We start from the raw sequence: 18,006 nt of genomic DNA on the forward strand, positions 1-18,006 counted from the left end.
TTTACCTATCACCGTCAAATGCGTTTATGAAATCATCAAGTTCTTTTTTGGTCTTTTCAAGTTCCTGTTTTGTCTTTTCAAGTTCTTGGTTAAGATTTTGAATAATTTCATTTAACTTTTCAATCTCTTGACTTTGCTGCAAGATCTTTTCCTCTGCCTCTTTTAATTTCTCTTTATATTCCTCAACCTCTTTTTGATATTTTTCGCTTTCAACACCTATCTTTGAAAGCTTCTCATCACATTCTAAAAGGTGTTTAAAATACTCATCTGCCACCAAAAAAGCTGTAAGCATTGCAGAAAGAGATGTTGAAAGCTGAGGCTCATTTGCTACAACTTCAGACATCTTTTTGTTTATATAATTTGCAATCTTCATTATGTATTCTTCATCTTCGTCAGTCTTTAATACATAATTCATACCCGCAATTTTCACTTCAATTCTCTTCAAATTATCTTCTCTCCTGATATTTTCATCCATCGGCATACATCCTTAAAAAGCTTTGAAAGTGTTGTTATCTATATTATAGATTTTTTTAGCACTCTTTGCAATTGAGATTTGGGAAAGTACTTGTATTATTGAATTCAAAAGGATAAAATCAAATTATTAAAAATACTTTAAAAGGGGATAACTTAGCATGTATGTAGCAGATTCGAACAGATACAATAACATGCTATACCTGCGCTGTGGAAATAGCGGGTTAAAACTTTCTGCAATCTCTCTTGGTTTTTGGCACAATTTTGGAGACAGTGACCCATTTGATAACATGCGAAAAATTGTGCAAAGAGCTTTTGACCTTGGAATAACATACTTTGACCTTGCAAACAATTATGGTCCCCCTCCAGGTGCGGCTGAAGAAAATTTTGGAAGGATTTTGAAGTTTGATTTAAAGCCTTACAGAGATGAGATAATCATAGCAACAAAGGCGGGCTACAAGATGTGGGAAGGTCCTTACGGCGACTGGGGCTCAAAGAAATACCTTCTTGCAAGCTTGGACCAGAGCCTTAAAAGAATGAACCTTGACTATGTTGATATCTTCTACTCTCACAGACCAGACCCTCAAACGCCAATTGAAGAGACAATGGAGGCTTTGTACAAGGCAGTCCATAGTGGAAAAGCCTTATACGCTGGGATATCAAATTATAATCCTGAACAAACCAAATTGGCATATTCAGCTGCCAAGCAAATGGGATTAAAACTCATTGTAAATCAAGTTCGATACAATATGTTTGCAAGAGATGTTGAAAATGGTCTTTTTAATACATTAAATGAGCTTGGCATGGGAGCTGTGATATATTCTCCTCTTGCTCAAGGGCTTTTAACTGAGCGTTACTTAGATGGAATTCCTGAGGATTCAAGAGTAAGAAAATCGGGAGTGTTTTTAAAAGAAAGTGATATAACTCCTGAGAGAATTGAAAAGGTTAAAAAGTTATCTGAGATTGCAAAAAGGCGTGGCCAGACAGTTTCACAGCTTGCACTTTCGTGGATTTTGCGCAACAAAGTTGTGGCTTCAGTAATTGTCGGTGCAAGCAAAGTGTCTCAGATTGAAGATAATGTGGGTTGTATTAATAATCTTGAGTTTTCAGAAGAAGAATTGAAAGAAATTGAGGAGATTTTGAAAGGGTAATATAAAAGGGGCTGTTTTGCAAAAATTTGGATAACAGCCCCTTTTTAATTTGTATTCAAAACTTTTTATACATCTCTCTTTTTGTGCCACATATTGGGCAAAATTCAGGAGCTTCGTCTAAGACTGTGTGTCCGCAAACAGGGCAGATATAAACATTTTTAATCTCTATATCCTTTCCTCCTTTTGCGCTATCTTGAGCCATTTTAAAAAGCTGAGCATGAATCTTTTCTGCCTCAATTGCAAAATGAAAGCTTCTTTCTGCATCTTTTTCGTTTTGATATCTTGCCGCATTTAAGTAAACATCATACATCTGGTTTACCTCAAAAAGCTCACCGTCAATTGCACCTTGAAGATTTTCCACTGTTGTGCCAACTCCAAACACTGCATCAGATGCAACCATATGCCCACCTTTGATGTTGCCAAGTACTTTAAAATGGTTGTTTGCATGGACCTGCTCAGCATATGAGATTGCTCTAAAAAGTCTTGCAATGTTTGGAAAACCTTCTTTTTCAGCAATGTCACCCCATAGCAAATACCTCATGTGAGCCATGCTCTCCCCACCATATGCAGACCTCAAAAATCCTATTGTCATATCATTCTTTACGCTCATCTTTATTCCTCCTTTTATTTTAAATTTTATTAGCCTTTTGCAAAAACGCTCAAGATGAGCGTTATCAAGCTTTACATAGAATCAAAAAAGACTGGTCACCCTCCTCATAATTGTAGTAAAATATGATTATATAAAACAAATTTTCTACTATGAGGAGGGTTCCAAAATGTTCAACACCAAACCTAAACAACTTTCTTTCATAGACCTATTCTCCCACCTAAAGGCTTCGGCTCTCTACAAGCCTGAAAGCCTCTTGGGCTTGTTCAATAAATTCATTGACTTGTCACATTATATACCTTCTTCTTTCTACAATGCCTACTACAAATATTTCGGTAAGCATAGATACTTCTCTTTAGAATCTATGCTTTGTTGCTTCCTCGTCCAAAAATTGCTCAAACTCAATACTTTAACTCAGCTTCGTGCTGTCTTACTCAACTCATTCGAACTTCGCTCATTTTGTAATCTTCATGGCAATGTCCCTTCTATCTCTACTCTCTCTCGCTTTAGAAAAATATTTGCAAGTGAAATCCATAAACTTTTTCAAAATATCTCTATCCATGCACATAATATTTCCATCCAACAATGCCCTCAAGATTCTTCAATCTTAATCTTCGACACAACAGGTATTGTCCCAAAGGTTCGTGAAAACAATCCTAAATTCATTCATCTACTGCTGAAAAATACCTCAAAAGCTAACCCTGAACTTCCCTCTGAAAAAGTCTACTCTCTCGTTTATTCTTCTTTGCCTAAAACTGCTAACGCTAATTCTAACATCCGTCTTATGTTTGTAAATGGCCATTTCTGCTGGGCTTTAAAATTTGCAGTCATTACCAACGCTCTCGGTATCCCTTTAGCTTTAGTACCTCTGTTTAACTATGATTCCCCTTCCTCTGACCCACAAGAAGCAAAAGCTATCTCCGACTCTAAAGGTTTAATTCCTTCGCTCGAAACTTTATTCTCTTATATCCCCAAAAATTTCTCCACTTTCATCGCCGACAGTGCTTTGGATTCCCACAACATATACTCCACTTTAAAAAATACCTTTAACTTCTCCAAAATCGTTATTCCACTAAATACAAGAGCTTCTAAAAATACTACACCTACATCAGACCCCAATATCGTTATTTCTGAAGATGGTATCCCTATCTGCAAAAAGTTCAACAAACCTTTTAAACCCGAAGGCAAATGTCAGGGTAAAAATCGCTCTTTGCGCCTTAAATGGACTTGCCCTATGTCACAATACAAAGATGGCAAACGCATCTGCTCTTGCCCTCAGCCTTGTACTACCTCTAAATCGGGTAGAATGTTCTATACATACCCAGATAACTTTCGCTCTTTCCCAGGTATCAACAGAAATTCACAAGAGTTTTTTGACCTCTACAAAAAACGTGTCGCTGTAGAGCAGACTATTTACCACCTGAAATCCTACATGGGCTCTGATACTATCTCTACTTATGACCATATTTCTATTTTCTCTGATTTCTTGCTATCTGCCATTACTTTCTCGCTCTTGTTTATTCTCGCTCACAATATCAAACTCTATTGCTCTAAATTGACTATCAAAAAACTTAACAAGCTCAAAAAACTTATCGCTTAATACTACTATTTTTTAAATCTATTTCTTACAAAAAATTTCTGGTTTTGTTTTTACTTAACCTTCTAAAACAAGGAGTTAAGAAGGCTTAGGATATTATTGTCTTTTTTGAAGTTGTTAATTTTTGTCATATGTTTGTTGCTGATTATTTTTGTTGGTATTGATAATATTTGGTTTTCACTTCTCTTTTCTTTTTGTATCTTGATTGTATTTCATGTTAGTATTGGTGCCTTTTACCTTCAATCACCACCTATTTTGCAAACGCCTATTTTAAATTTTATTCAAATATTACAATAGAATCCTTGTTTTTAATACGAAGTACAATTGTTTCTATAATTCTAAACTCATGGTCAAGCTTGTCATTTCCCATATATGTTACAACCATATCTTGCCCTATCGTTAAATCGATGTTAGAAAACTCCGCACAAATTAAGACTGCTTTTCCTTCACCAAGTACTGGTGTTTTAAAAATGTTATTATCTACCAGCTTTGAAATTCTTTCAAGTTCCAACACTCCAGCCATTGGATTTATTCTTGAAAGCTGAACATAAATGTCTGGACTTAACACAAGAACAAGTTTACCTATATATCCTTTTCTTAGCAGCAGTTCTATTCCTTTTACTATCTCAGAATATGCAGTCTCTCCCTCGTTCCAATTTCCTTTTTTAAGTCTGTTTGTGCCAGTTGCAGTTAAAATTCCTTCCAGCCCAAGTTCTTTACAACCCCAGAATATAAATTCATCTTCTTTTTTTGCACATTCCAAAGTAGCTCTTGCAACTTGAGAAAAATCATAAGGTCCTGTCCCAGAGAGAATATATTCCAAATCATTCCAGCTAAGTTTAAAGTCTTCGTAAATTTGTTTTAAAGGGTAATATCTTCTTACTGCTTTTTTGCTTTCTGCTTCTTCAACAACATCGGCAAAAATAGTCTGTGTTTGTGGTCCTAAAGGACCAAAAAGATGCAAAAAACGTCTACCAACTAATATTTTTTTGCGGTATTAATCACAATCTCATCTATTACTTTCCAATGTTCACTTTTCAAAGGTGATTGGTCTCGCCCCAAGAAATACATCTTAATCTTTCTCCTTTCCTTCTTCAACTAAACTTCCAATTGTAAACCCACCCTGCTTTGCTTCAGTTTCAATTCCAAGTTCCTTGAGCATACTTTTCACTTCTTCCTCACCTTCTAAAAAGTGTTCAGCTTCCTCAGGGTCAAGTATCCTCAGGAGTGTCATTAGCTCTCCCACATGTGCTTTTTCTTCATCTCTGATATCTGCAATTACTCTTTTTGCTACTTCGTTATCTGTTGCCTGCACATGAGCATCATAGATAAAAATAGCTTCAAGCTCTGATGCAATGTCAAGCCTTATTGCCTGGATGAGCTCCTGTTTTGTCATTTTCCTGTTCACATTTCCCTGAAAAGGGTTTGCAAAACTTGGCATTTTGTATCTACCCCCATAAAATTGAATTTGACTTCTTTTATTTTTTACCCATCAAATTTACAATTAAACACAAAATTATACCGAAAATATTTCGGTAACATTCCCAAAACATATTTAAAAAGTAACTTCCAGCCATTGACTGTAAAATTATAATAAGGTATGATTACGTAAAAAAGATTTTGCTGCGAAAGGAGAATACAGCTTGAGAAAGCTCCCCAAAAAGCAATCTATACTATTGCCAGATGATTGGAACATAATAGAAGAAGGATTTCATCCTCAGCACAATTTTATGCTTGAGACCATATTCACAGTTGCAAATGGATATTTGGGTCTGAGGGGAAACTTGGATGAAGATTTTCCTGACAAATGCCAGAGCTTTAAAGCAACATATATCAATGGCTTTTATGAAGAGTATGATATAACTTATCCAGAGGGTGGATATGGATTTGCAAAGCGTGGCGAGGCAATGGTAAATGTGGCTGATGTAAAGACATTTGAAATAACAATTGAGGGTGAAAAATTCAATTTGTTCAGTGGGAAAATTTATAAACATATCAGAAAACTAGACATGAAGAGCGGAACGGTAGTACGCGAAATACTCTGGGAATCTGAACGTGGCAGAAAAATTTTTATATCTTTTGAGCGGCTTGCATGTTTTAAAAGGCAGCATTTAGGAGCAATTAATATTAGAATAAAACCTCTCAATTTTTCTGGCAGAATAAAGATTGTAAGTAAAATAGATGGAAACTCTTCAAATCTGCTTGAGACAGAAGATGTGAGGGTTGGATCTGGAATAGAAAAATTTCCTTTTGAGACATCTAAGGCTCATTGTTCTGAGCTCAAGGGTTTTCTGATGCAAAAAACTAAGAAGAGCAGGCTCTCATATGGCTGCATGGCAGAACACATCTTGAGCTTTGGTGATTTTCAACATAAATCTTTTGCTGACAAAGAAAAAAACCTTGTCATATTTGAAATTGAATTTGATGCTGAAAAAGATATGGAATATAATTTGACAAAATATTTTTCATATTTTACACAAAGAGATGTTGAAGAAGATTTGATTGAAGAGCGCTGTGCTGCTGAAATACTTGAGGCAAAAAAGATGGGGTTTGAAAACCTTTTGAAAGAACAAAGAGAATTTTTAGAAACTTTCTGGGAAAATGCTGATGTTGTGGTAAAAGGGGATCCTAAGATTCAGCAAGCTATAAGATTTAGCCTATTTTCGCTACTTCAATCAACAGGTAGAAACGGTATTTCAAACATTGCTGCAAAAGGCTTGACCGGTGAAGGTTACGGTGGACATTATTTCTGGGACTCTGAAATTTATATAATGCCGTTTTTTATATATTCCCAGCCAGAAATTGCAAAAATGCTTCTTTTATATAGATACAACATTTTAGATGCAGCAAGAAAGCGGGCAAGAGAGCTTCACCACAGAGGAGCACTATATCCCTGGCGAACCATTGCAGGAAAAGAGTGTTCAGCATATTTCCCCGCAGGGACTGCCCAATACCACATAAACGCTGATATTGTGTATGCCATAAAAAAGTATTTTGAAGCAACAGATGATTTGGAATTCATAAAAAACTATGGTGCAGAGATTGTATTTGAAGTTGCAAGATTCTTTTCAGAACTTGGCCATTTCAGTGAAGCAAAGGGCGGAAAGTTCTGCATATTCTGTGTCACCGGCCCTGATGAGTATACTGCACTTGTTGACAACAACGCTTATACAAACTACATGGTAAAGATGACCCTTGAGTTTGCTACAGAGCTTTATAATCTATTGAAAGAAAAAGATAGTAATGCTCTTGAGAAACTTTGTAGAAAAATTGAGCTCTTAAAAGATGAGGTTTTACTGTGGAAAAACATTGCTGATAACATGTATTTGCCGTACAATCCAGAGCTGAAAATTATTTCTCAGGACGATTCATTCATCTATAAAAAGAGGCTTGATTTGTCAAAAATCCCAGAGAATCAGTTTCCTCTTCTTTTGAACTGGCATTATTTAGACATCTATAGATATCAAGTTTGCAAACAGCCAGATGTTCTTTTGCTCATTTACCTTTTGAGAGAAAACTTTACATTTGAGGATCTAAAAAATAACTATGAATACTATGAGCCAATTACAACACATGACTCATCACTCTCACCTGCAATCTTTAGTATCCTTGCAGCAGAGCTTGGGTACTTAGACAAAGCATACGAATACTTTGTATATACAGCAAGAATGGACCTTGACGATTTAAATGACAACACAAAAGATGGAATTCACGCTGCTTGTATGGGCGGTGCTTGGCAAGCTTTGGTATTTGGTTTTGGTGGAATGAGAACAAACAAAGACCGACTTTCCTTTGCACCAAAGCTTCCTCAAAGGCTTGAATGTTTATCGTTTAAAGTAAGATACAAGGGAAAAGTTTTGAAAGTGGAAATCACAAAAGACAAAGCTTCCTATACACTTTTGGAAGGTGAAAGTGTTCAGCTTTCACATTATGGTAGCAGTTTTGAATTGAAAAGAGGGCAGGCTAAAGAATTTATACTTGCCAATTAAAATTTTAAAGGCTGTGAGAAGATTTGCGTTTTCTTCTCACAGCCGTTTTTGTTGAGCTTACAAAAATATATTTAGCGCAGTCTTGCTGTTGATTCTCTTTTTACAAGCTCTGGCTCTAAAATAATGTGGTTTATGGGCTGCTTTGAAATCAGGTTCAAAAGCAGATAAAAAGCTGATTTGCCCATTTCACTCTTGTTCTGTCTTATTGTTGTAAGAGTAGGGGTGATGTAACGTGCCAAGGATATATCGTCAAATCCAACAACCGAAACTTTTTTGGGTACATCAACCCCAAGTTCCTTTAATCTTTTTATAAGACCGATTGCCATCATGTCTGATGCAGCAAAAACTGCTGTGACACCTTTTTGGACAAAATAGTCTGCTGCTTTAAATCCACTTTCTTCTGTGAAATCACCTTCATAAATAAGTTCACTGTCAACCTGAAGTCCGTTTTTGCTAAGTGCCAATATATAACCGTTTAATCTTTCTTGGCTGACATATGCTTTTTTGTGACCATTCAAAAACCCTATTTTTTTGTGTCCAAGGTTAATCAAGTGTTCTGTTGCAAGCTGCGCACCTTTTAGATTGTTTGTTGTCACATAACCTACATTTGAGTTCTTTATTGGAATGTCAAGCAAAACAACAGGATAGCTGCTTTTTTGTATTTCATTCAGATACTCATCATCCATCTTAAGTCCCATGATAAATGCACCTTCAAGCCCTTTTTCCTGCATAACCGCATCAAAAGAGACTCTCTTTTGCTCCTCTGAAGACGTTGATAGCAAAACAACCTCATAACCATTGTCCATTGCAGCTTTCCTGAAACTTATAAGTATTTCATAATAGAAAACACCGTATATGCCTTCCTTCTCCATGTCTTCAATGAACAGTCCAACTCTTTTTGTCTTGTTTGTGACAAGGCTTTTTGCAAAGATGTTTGGTGTGTAATTTAGCTTTTTGGCCATCTCTATTACCTTGTCTCTTGTTTCAGGGTTTATATCTGAGTAATTATTGAGCGCTCTTGAAACAGTGCTTGGGGACAGTCCCAAAGCTTTTGCAATATCTTTTATGGTCACATTCTTGTTCTTTCTCATTCTTTCTTTTCTCCCTCTGTTTTTTGAAATGTTTCACTAAAACCTTGAAATTAATTATACACTTTCTTTGCCTTCTGTTTCAACATTTTTATTACTCTTTAAGTCCTGTTGTGACTATTCCTCTGACGAAATATTTCTGAAATGCCACGAAAACTATTATGGTTGGCAAAGAAAGAAGTATTGCCCCTGCTAAAACCTGGTTCCAAAATTGATAATACTGACCGTAAAATGAGTTGAGTCCTACTGGCAGGGTATACAGCTCTTCAGACGAAGCTATGATGCTTGGCCACATGAAACTATTCCAGTTGCCCACAAATATGAATATTGCTTGAGTTGCCAAAGCCGGCAATGATAGCGGCAAAAATATCTTGAAGAATATACCAAACCGCGACAGTCCATCAATCAATGCAGCTTCTTCTAAATCCTTAGGAATTGTCAAAAAGTACTGACGCATAAAAAATATATAGAATGCACTCACAAGCCATGGAATGATTAGTCCTTTGTACGAATCAATCCAGCCAAGTTTGTTTAGAATAAGGTAAATAGGAATCAAGAGTACCTGTCCAGGTATCATCATTGTGCCTATGATAATATAAAAAATAACCTTCTTGAATGGGAAGTTAAGCCTTGCAAGAGCATAGGCTGCCATGGAATTAAAAAGCAGATTACCAGCTGTCACAGCCACTGCAACTACAAAGCTGTTAAAAAGCCACCTCATAAACGGAAACTCTGTTGTGATATATTTATAGCTATCTAAGCTGAGTTTTCTAAAATCAATTGAAAATTTTGTTACATCTTCTACAGGTTTTAAAGAGGTTATAATAGCAATAAAGTATGGTACTAATGTTACTATTGTCCATAATATGCAGATTGTGTATAGCGCTATTTTAATTCCAATCCCATAGGTATTTTCCTTCTTCCACACCTTTTTCTCATCTCCTTTTTCGATAATCCAGAAAAATCATTACTTAATATGACATTTCCTCGCCAAATAATTTTCGCTGAATTAATGTTAATAGAAAGATAATCCCAAACACAACAAACGCCATAGCTGAGGCAACTCCCATGTTGAACTCTTTAAAAGCTGTTCTGTATATCATCACAACCATTGTCATTGCTTTTCCCATAGGACCACCATCAGAACCACCTATAATGTATGACAAATCAAACATCTGGAGAGTGCTAATAAAAGATACAACTGTGTTGAAAAATATCATCGGTTTTAAAAGAGGTACTGTGATTTTAATAAGCTTTGTAAGCTCTCCTGCACCTTCAACTTCTGCAGCTTCATAAAGCTGGTCTGGAATTGTTGAAAGCCCAGACAAAAATGTAACCATATAAAACCCTACAGACCCCCAAACAGCAACACTCACAATTGCGGGCATCACAAAAGAAGGTTCATTGAACCAGTTTCGGGGAGTAATCCCAATATGCCTTAAAATCTGATTCACAAGCCCATCTGTTTTGTACAAAAACAGAAATATAATTGATACTGCTACAGGTGATGTAACTGTGGGAAGATAATATGTTGTCCTGAAAAACTCCTTGAATTTCACCTTGTCATTTACTATCACAGCTAAAATGAGAGCAATAATAAGCTGAGTAGGAACAACTAAAACCGAATAATAAAGCGTGTTAAGAATAGAATCTAAAAACATCTTGTTTGTCAGCGCTTCTTTATAGTTAGCAAGGCCTACAAATTTAGGTGGAGCATCTCCTAAGAATGAAAAGTTCTGAAAACTTATCACAAAAGCCTTTACAAGCGGGTAAGCAAAAAATACACAAAAAGACAGTATATAAGGAAGCAGCATGACAAAAGCTGTCAAGTATTCTTGGGCTTTTGTTCTATTTCTCATTTTTTATTCACATCCCCCTATAACTTACAGTTATATTCTTATAAATCAAGGCAGGCTTTTTTACCTGCCTTGATTATTTTCCAGGTAGTATCTTCTATTTTACTTCATGATTTGCTTTACTCTTTCCTCAATGTTCTTCTTAAGATCATACTTTTTGCCAATTACATAATCTTCAAATGCTTTGTTGAAGACATCCACAACTTTTGTACCATCCAGACCATAGAAGTAGACCTGTGCATATTTTGCACCATCAACAAGCGCTTTTCTCTCTGGATAAGTTTTTGCAAAGTTTACACCTGCACTCTTTAATGAAGGAAGTGCTAGACCTGCTTCAACCACATACTTTTGACCACCTTCTCCAGTTAAGAATCTTATAAGTTTGAACGCTTCAGGTTTGTGCTTTGAATTTTTGCTCATTACATATGCAACGGTGAATGCCATTGTTGACTTGCCAGCTGGTCCTGCAGGAAGTTCTGCAATTCCATATGAGTCTTTTGGTATCTTTCTGTCGTTTAAGAATGGAATCATCCAGCCACCTTCAATTGTCATAGCAGCTTTCTTGTCAGCAAATGCATCCCCAACCCAGCCAGCACCTAAATCCTTCGGAGTCTTGCATATTCCTTCTTTGAAAAGGTCAAGTGCAAATTTTAAGCCTTCCAAGGCTTTCGGGTCGGTAAAGACTGGCTTTGTGCCATCAAATACTTTACCACCATTTTGATATGCAAAAGGTTGAATTCTTGCAAGCTCAAGATTCATTGTAAGACCTACAACCTTGCCTGTTGTAAGTTTCTTAGCATAATCTTTCAGTTCCTGCCAAGTCCTTGGTGGACGAGTTAGACCAGCTTGTTTGAACATCTCTTTGTTGTAGAACAAAACTAATGTATTATAATCCTTTGGAAGTCCATACACTTTTCCTTTGTATATGAATGGCTGGAGAAGTGATGACTCATAACCAATTGTTTTGACATTGTACTTTTTCATCCAGCTGTCAAGCGGCTCTAAAACACCTTTTGCAATATACTGCCATGCTGGCATTGAATCCATGTAAAAGATATCAGGCTCTGTTTTAGATGCCATGAGAAGCTGCATCTTTTGGTTGTAGTCACCGACAATTTCAGTAATTTTCACATCAACATTTGGATACAGCTTTTTGAATGCTGCAATTTGGTTTTGAACAATCTTCTTCTCAGCAGGGGAAGATGCCCACGCACCCAGTTTTAAAGTTATCTTGGAAGTGGCAAAAACTCCTTTTTGCGCAGCACCCATTCCTGCAATCAAGGAAAGTAGGAAAATTAGCGTTAATAAAATTGTTAGAAATTTTTTCATAAAACAAACCTCCTTTTTGAATTAAATATTTCGGAAATGTTTTCGATAATTTTATTATACAACAAGTTAGTAATTTTGTCTATAGGTTTTTTAATTAATTTTTGAATTTTGTTTATTAAGCATAAGTAAAGGATGCTTCATGTTCTCCTTACTATCAAACTTTTTCGAAATCTTTTCGTAAAATAAAACTCGCTGTGAAGATTTTCCTCACAGCGAAGTTTAAAAACTACAGGACTATTTCCTTGCCCTTAACTCTGACTTTTACTTTGCTTTTCTCCACTCTTTTTTTAATTTCAACATTTTCTTTAGTGACGACAAAATCCAGCAAGTTTCCTTTCCACCAGATGCTAAATTTCAAAGCTTCCCATTTTTCAGGAAGCCACGGATTGACAGATAGAACATCATTCTTTTCAACTTTTAAACCTCCAAAACCAAATATCAAAACTTGCCATGTGCCGCCCAAAGATGCAGCATGTATCCCCAAAGCTGTGTTGCCCTGATTGTCTTCAAGGTCTGTCAAAGCGGTACGCATAAAGTTTATATATGCTCTTTTTGTCTCACCCACTCTTACTCCCATCAAAGCATAGATGCTCGGACTCAAAGATGATTTGTGCATTGTCCTTTTCTCATAGTAATCATAGTTTATTTTCATAACCTCTTCATCAAACTGGTCGCCGAGCAAATACAAAAGCATCACAACGTCTGCCTGTTTAATGAGCTGATAGCTATTTAGCTTGTCAAGCTCAACACCTTTCGGCCAGACTGGCATATTATTGCTGTCGTATTCTTCAATAATAAAATCTTTAAGATTAAAATATCCCTCAAACTGTTCAATCAGCTTTGTTTCAGAATGGTATGGAATATAAATCTTTGATGCAACTTTTAGCCAGTTCAAAGGTTCATCTTCTGATAAGTTTATTTTTTTTACTAACCTTTCAAAATGGCTGGGGTAATTTTCCTTCAAGAATGTCAAAAGCTCAGAAGCCTTTTCTAAGTTCCACTTTGCAAGATAATTGGTGTAAGCATTGTTGTTGCAATGTTCATGGAACTCGTCCGGACCTATCACATCATTTATTTCATACCTATCCTTTTCTTCATTGTATTTACAAATTGAAGCCCAAAACCTTGCTGTTTCAATCACAATTTCCACACCATAGTTTAAAAGAAACTCTATGTCATCTGTTGCACGCACATACTCTAAAACTGCAAAAGCTATGTCTGCTGAAATATGATATTCTATATCCCCTGTCCATATTCGAACAGGATTGCCAAGATAATCGTACCCCCACTTTGGTGTCTCCTCTTGTCCGGTGTCTGCAGACTCCCAGGGGAACTGCGCACCTTTGTATCCATTTTTCCTTGCGTTCTCCCTTGCAGCGTCCAAAAGATTGTACCTGTACATCAGCATTGACCTTGCAGCTTTTGGATTTGTGTAAATGTAAAACGGGAGCATAAATATCTCTGTATCCCAAAAAACATGGCCTTTGTAGCCTTCTCCGTGAAGGCCTTTTGCACCAAGACTTACATGTTCATCTTCTGGATTTGCCATACTAAGTAGATGGAAAACGTTAAATTTGAGACTTCTATCTGCAACCTCATCACCAATTACTTCAAGTTTACTAACATCCCAGAGCTTGTCATACTCTTCTATATGCTCAGAAAACAGCCTCTCAACACCTAATTCTTTTGCTCTCTCAAGCTTGCTTATAGAACTTTTAAAAATATCCTCAACGTTTTCTCTCGAGGACACCAATACACTCAGCTTTACAATCTCATAACTTTTTCCCTCTTTTGCCTCAACCTCAAGGTTTTCGGTAATAATGCTTCCTAAATCTTTTACAAATCTATTAAAATAACATATCTGACCATCTAATAAAACCTCTGTAGAACTCGCTATTCCCACTTTGTATCTTTTATCCTTTGTTTTAATACCAAGGAATATACAGCTTTTGCAGTCCTTTTTATCTTCTACTTCATAATGTTTTACCCTATCGTTTGGAGTATCCTTGGAGTTCATGGTGTTCGCATCAATAAAACTTTCTACATTTAAGACTGCTGAGTAGTTCTCACAAACCACATTGTACTTTTGAACAATAAGATTTTTATTTTTCATGCTGACAAATCGGAATCCTTCTATTGATGTAATTCTACCTTTTTCATCTTTTAGTCTCAATTTTCTGAAAAGCAGTCCCTGTTTTAAGTCTAAAACTCTTTTAAACTCAAGAATTTCACATTTCAAAGGATTTAAGTATTCTCTATTTATATATATCCTAAGACCTATTGGATTTGGCAAATTTACAAGCTCTGTAACTTGAGCTGTGTCTTTGTCAAATATACCCGCTATAAAAGTGCCTGGCGTCTCATCACAAAAACACTCTTCGTTGATTCCCCTTATTCCTATATACCCATTTGTAAGAGCAAAACATGTTTCATATCTATGTGAAACTCCAAAACTTTCCTGCTCAATCAGCCAGTTTTTTTCTGAAAGTTTCATTGTCGAGAACCTCCCAAACCTTTTTGAAAAGTTTTTCATTAAGATTTTCAAGAAGTTCTAAACTAATCTTATCTAATCTATCAACCACGTAATGAGCTTCTTTTAGCCTATCAAATTGACCATCTCTACAGACACCAATTGTAAGCATCCCCGCACAAATGCCTGCTTTAATCCCATCTATGGCATCTTCAAACACTACGCAGTCTTTTGGATTTACATTTAGTTTTTTTGCCGCAGTAAGAAATATTTCAGGGTCAGGTTTCCCTTTTTTGAAATCATACCCTGTTACAACTGTATCAAACATATTGTAAATTCCTATCTTGGTCAAAATTTTAGTGGTATTTTTGCTTGAAGATGCAACAGCAAGTTTTATATTATTTTGCTTCAAATGATTTAAAAGCCATATGCTATCTTCAAAAGCTTCTAAATTTTCTTGTTCAACAAATTCCAAAAAAATCTTTTGTTTTTCCTCAGCCATCTCTATTAGCTTGTCTTCTGGCACATCACAAGCAATGCTTCTTATGCCATCAAGCCTTGGTTTCCCATCAACCTTCAATTTGTAATCTTCATATTCAAATTTATAACCGTGGCTTTCAAACATCTTCTTCCATGCTCTGAAATGTAGCTTTACGGTGTCTGTTAAAACCCCATCCATGTCAAAAATGGCTGCCTTGATTTTTCCCATGAAAAGCAAACCCCTTTGCTGAGATTGTGATATAAGATTATTATAAAAGTTTTTCGAATTGTTTTCAATATCGTTTTCGATTATTTTCGATTTTTCTTTAATAACTATTTAAAATATCGCAATATACCATGGCCGACGGAAAATTTACAGGAGAATTAAATTTTGTTGTACGCAGGATATGAAGAGTTCAAAAAAAGTGAGAGTGTGGAAGAATCAAAAATTTAGATGTGATGACTCATTAAAGAATTTACTTTATAAAAAATAAAAGAGATTAAAGCAAACACATGATCAATTTTAAATTTTGCCCAGTTTGTTATTTTTTAACACACATACAAAAATAAAAAATCCGGCAGCCACCTACTTTCCCGTGCCGTCTCCAGCACAGTATCATCGGCGTTGCGAGGCTTAACTTCCGTGTTCGGAATGGGAACGGGTGTTTCCCTCGCTCTTTCGCCACCGGATTTGTTACCTATATTCATTTTTTTCAGCAGCTTTTTAAGCAGCCTCGCAAGTGAATAGGGAGAAAGCTTATCTTGCGGTCAAGCTCCTCGGGCCATTAGTACCGCCTTGCTCAACGCCTCACAGCGCTTACACATGCGGCCTATCTACCTGGTAGTCTACCAGGACCCTTACCACCTTTTACGGTGTGGGGTATCTCATCTTGGGGTGGGCTTCACGCTTAGATGCTTTCAGCGTTTATCCCATCCGGACTTGGCTTCCCAGCCGTGCACCTGGCGGTACAACTGGTAAACCAGCGGTCCGTCCAACCCGGTCCTCTCGTACTAGGGTCAGCTCCCCTCAAATACCCTGCGCCCGCGGCGGATAAGGACCGAACTGTCTCACGACGTTCTGAACCCAGCTCACGTACCGCTTTAATGGGCGAACAGCCCAACCCTTGGGACCTACTTCAGCCCCAGGATGCGATGAGCCGACATCGAGGTGCCAAACCTCCCCGTCGATGTGGACTCTCGGGGGAGATCAGCCTGTTATCCCCGGGGTAACTTTTATCCGTTGAGCGACGGCTCTCCCACTTGAAACCGCCGGATCACTAAGCCCGACTTTCGTCCCTGCTCGGCTTGTCAGCCTCACAGTCAAGCCACCTTACCGCCTTTGCACTCCTACCGCACGATTTCCATCCGTGCTGAGGTGACCTTTGGGCGCCTCCGTTACCTTTTAGGAGGCGACCGCCCCAGTCAAACTGCCCACCTGACAGTGTCCCATCACTCGGTTCAGAGTGTCTGGTTAGTGCTCCAGTGCACCCAGAGTGGTATCCCACCGTCGGCTCCATGGAGGCTGGCGCCCCCACTTCTCAGCCTCCCACCTATCCTGTACAAGGCACACCAAAACACAGTGCCAGGCTGCAGTAAAGCTCCACGGGGTCTTTCTGTCCAACCGCGGGTAACCAGCGTCTTCACTGGTACCACAATTTCGCCGGGCACACCGCCAAGACAGCGCCCAAGTCGTTACGCCATTCGTGCGGGTCGGAACTTACCCGACAAGGAATTTCGCTACCTTAGGACCGTTATAGTTACGGCCGCCGTTCACTGGGGCTTCGGTTCGGAGCTTTTAACCCCTCCCCTTAACCTTCCAGCACCGGGCAGGCGTCAGCCCCTATACCTCGCCTTTCGGCTTGGCAGAGACCTGTGTTTTTGATAAACAGTCGCTTGGGCCTATTCCCTGCGACCTAAGGCTTTCACCTTAGGCACCCCTTCTCCCGAAGTTACGGGGTCAGTTTGCCGAGTTCCTTAGCGGTGCTTCACCCGTCCGTCTGTGGATACTCTCCTCGCCCACCTGTGTCGGTTTCCAGTACGGGCACCTGCCTTCGCCTACGCGACGCTTTTCTTGGCAGTGTGAAGCTCAGCACTTCGCCTACTTTAATTTCGGCTCCCCATCACGGCTCATGGTTACCGCGCGCGCGGATTTGCCTACGCACGCCCACTCGCCGCTTGGCCGGGGTATACCAACTCCCCGGTTGCCTGCTCCTCCTGCGTCCCGCCTCGTAGGGTATCCTCCGGCAGGTGGCTCAGGATTATCAACCTGATACCCATCAGCTACGCCTTTCGGCCTCGCCTTAGGCCCCGGCTAACTCTGGGCGGATTCGCCTTCCCCAGAAACCCTTGGGCTTCCGACGGGCAGGCTTCCCACCTGCCTCGCGCTACTTATTCCGGCATTCTCACTTCTGCCTCGTCCACCCTGGCTTTCGCCTTGGGCTTCACCCTACCGCAGAACGCTCCCCTACCGCTTAAGCTGGATATATTCCCAGCTTAAACCCGATGCTTCGGTGTGTGGCTTCAGCCCCGAGTATTTTCGGCGCCCAGCCGCTCGACCAGTGAGCTGTTACGCACTCTTTAAAGGAATGGCTGCTTCTAAGCCAACCTCCTGGTTGTCTTCGCGGCTGAACATCCTTTGCACACTTAGCCACATCTTTGGGACCTTAGCAGTCGGTCTGGGCTGTTCCCCTCTCGACCACGGACCTTATCGCTCGTGGTCTGACTCCCAAGCTTCACGCCGCCAGCATTCGGAGTTTGATAGGGTTCGGTAACGTTTTTGCGCCCCTAGCCCAATCAGTGCTCTACCTCCAGCGGCCATCACTTGAGGCTAGCCCTAAAGCTATTTCGGGGAGAACCAGCTATCTCCGGGTTCGATTGGAATTTCTCCACTACCCTCAGCTCATCCGACGCCTTTTCAACGACGACCGGTTCGGGCCTCCATGTGGTCTCACCCACACTTCACCCTGGC

Annotated in this window: 13 protein-coding genes and 2 rRNA genes (1 of these 15 cut by a window edge); 3 read left to right on the forward strand and 12 right to left on the reverse strand. The window is 38.8% G+C overall.

Annotated features, from left to right (window positions below; genetic code table 11):
- Position 1: 1 nt before the first annotated feature.
- A complete protein-coding gene (zapA, locus tag CALHY_RS11335) occupies positions 2-475 on the reverse strand; it encodes a cell division protein ZapA (RefSeq protein ID WP_013404089.1) in 474 nt (157 codons plus the stop codon).
- A 157-nt stretch (positions 476-632) separates the two neighbouring features.
- Between zapA and CALHY_RS11340 the strand changes: the two genes are divergently transcribed.
- The gene (locus CALHY_RS11340) at positions 633-1,622 is read left to right on the forward strand and encodes an aldo/keto reductase (RefSeq protein WP_013404090.1); all 990 of its coding nucleotides are present in this window, start codon (positions 633-635) and stop codon (positions 1,620-1,622) included.
- A 55-nt stretch (positions 1,623-1,677) separates the two neighbouring features.
- On the opposite strand, the gene CALHY_RS11345 is transcribed toward CALHY_RS11340, so the two are convergent.
- Positions 1,678-2,232 carry a rubrerythrin family protein gene (locus CALHY_RS11345; RefSeq protein WP_013404091.1) on the reverse strand — a complete coding sequence of 185 codons (555 nt, stop codon included), beginning with the start codon at positions 2,230-2,232 and terminating at the stop codon, positions 1,678-1,680.
- Positions 2,233-2,398: 166 nt separating this feature from the next.
- Between CALHY_RS11345 and CALHY_RS11350 the strand changes: the two genes are divergently transcribed.
- Positions 2,399-3,829 (forward strand): ISNCY-like element ISCahy1 family transposase, encoded by a 1,431-nt coding sequence (locus CALHY_RS11350; protein ID WP_013402019.1) that lies wholly within the window; start codon positions 2,399-2,401, stop codon positions 3,827-3,829.
- 274 nt (positions 3,830-4,103) lie between these two features.
- Here CALHY_RS11350 and CALHY_RS11360 read toward each other — a convergent pair whose 3' ends face one another.
- Both CALHY_RS11360 and CALHY_RS11365 read right to left on the reverse strand, forming a co-directional pair.
- Complete coding sequence (locus CALHY_RS11360; protein ID WP_238524531.1) at positions 4,104-4,790, reverse strand: family 1 encapsulin nanocompartment shell protein; 687 nt, start codon at positions 4,788-4,790, stop codon at positions 4,104-4,106.
- Positions 4,791-4,898: 108 nt separating this feature from the next.
- A complete protein-coding gene (locus CALHY_RS11365) occupies positions 4,899-5,267 on the reverse strand; it encodes a hypothetical protein (RefSeq protein ID WP_013404092.1) in 369 nt (122 codons plus the stop codon).
- Positions 5,268-5,469: 202 nt separating this feature from the next.
- Here CALHY_RS11365 and CALHY_RS11370 point away from each other — a divergent pair, with 202 nt between their 5' ends.
- Positions 5,470-7,815, forward strand: a complete 2,346-nt coding sequence (locus tag CALHY_RS11370; protein ID WP_013404093.1) for a glycoside hydrolase family 65 protein — start codon at positions 5,470-5,472, stop codon at positions 7,813-7,815.
- A 71-nt stretch (positions 7,816-7,886) separates the two neighbouring features.
- Here CALHY_RS11370 and CALHY_RS11375 read toward each other — a convergent pair whose 3' ends face one another.
- From CALHY_RS11375 to CALHY_RS11410, 8 genes are all read right to left on the reverse strand, one after another.
- Complete coding sequence (locus CALHY_RS11375; protein ID WP_013404094.1) at positions 7,887-8,906, reverse strand: LacI family DNA-binding transcriptional regulator; 1,020 nt, start codon at positions 8,904-8,906, stop codon at positions 7,887-7,889.
- Positions 8,907-8,997: 91 nt separating this feature from the next.
- Positions 8,998-9,831 (reverse strand): carbohydrate ABC transporter permease, encoded by an 834-nt coding sequence (locus CALHY_RS11380; protein WP_013404095.1) that lies wholly within the window; start codon positions 9,829-9,831, stop codon positions 8,998-9,000.
- Between the two features lie 43 nt (positions 9,832-9,874).
- A complete protein-coding gene (locus tag CALHY_RS11385) occupies positions 9,875-10,762 on the reverse strand; it encodes a carbohydrate ABC transporter permease (RefSeq protein WP_013404096.1) in 888 nt (295 codons plus the stop codon).
- Positions 10,763-10,861: 99 nt separating this feature from the next.
- Positions 10,862-12,088, reverse strand: a complete 1,227-nt coding sequence (locus CALHY_RS11390) for an ABC transporter substrate-binding protein (protein ID WP_013404097.1) — start codon at positions 12,086-12,088, stop codon at positions 10,862-10,864.
- A 226-nt stretch (positions 12,089-12,314) separates the two neighbouring features.
- Positions 12,315-14,582 carry a glycoside hydrolase family 65 protein gene (locus tag CALHY_RS11395; protein WP_013404098.1) on the reverse strand — a complete coding sequence of 756 codons (2,268 nt, stop codon included), beginning with the start codon at positions 14,580-14,582 and terminating at the stop codon, positions 12,315-12,317.
- On the reverse strand, positions 14,551-15,267 hold the full coding sequence (locus CALHY_RS11400) for an HAD family hydrolase (RefSeq protein WP_013404099.1): 717 nt from the start codon (positions 15,265-15,267) through the stop codon (positions 14,551-14,553). The genes CALHY_RS11395 and CALHY_RS11400 overlap by 32 nt, the downstream gene beginning before the upstream one ends.
- A gap of 344 nt (positions 15,268-15,611) precedes the next feature.
- Positions 15,612-15,728: ribosomal RNA gene (gene rrf, locus CALHY_RS11405) — 5S ribosomal RNA — on the reverse strand.
- A 74-nt stretch (positions 15,729-15,802) separates the two neighbouring features.
- A 23S ribosomal RNA gene (locus CALHY_RS11410) occupies positions 15,803-18,006 on the reverse strand (it continues 750 nt past the right edge of the window).

The sequence above is a fragment of the Caldicellulosiruptor hydrothermalis 108 genome (assembly GCF_000166355.1).
Lineage (GTDB): Bacteria > Bacillota > Thermoanaerobacteria > Caldicellulosiruptorales > Caldicellulosiruptoraceae > Caldicellulosiruptor > Caldicellulosiruptor hydrothermalis.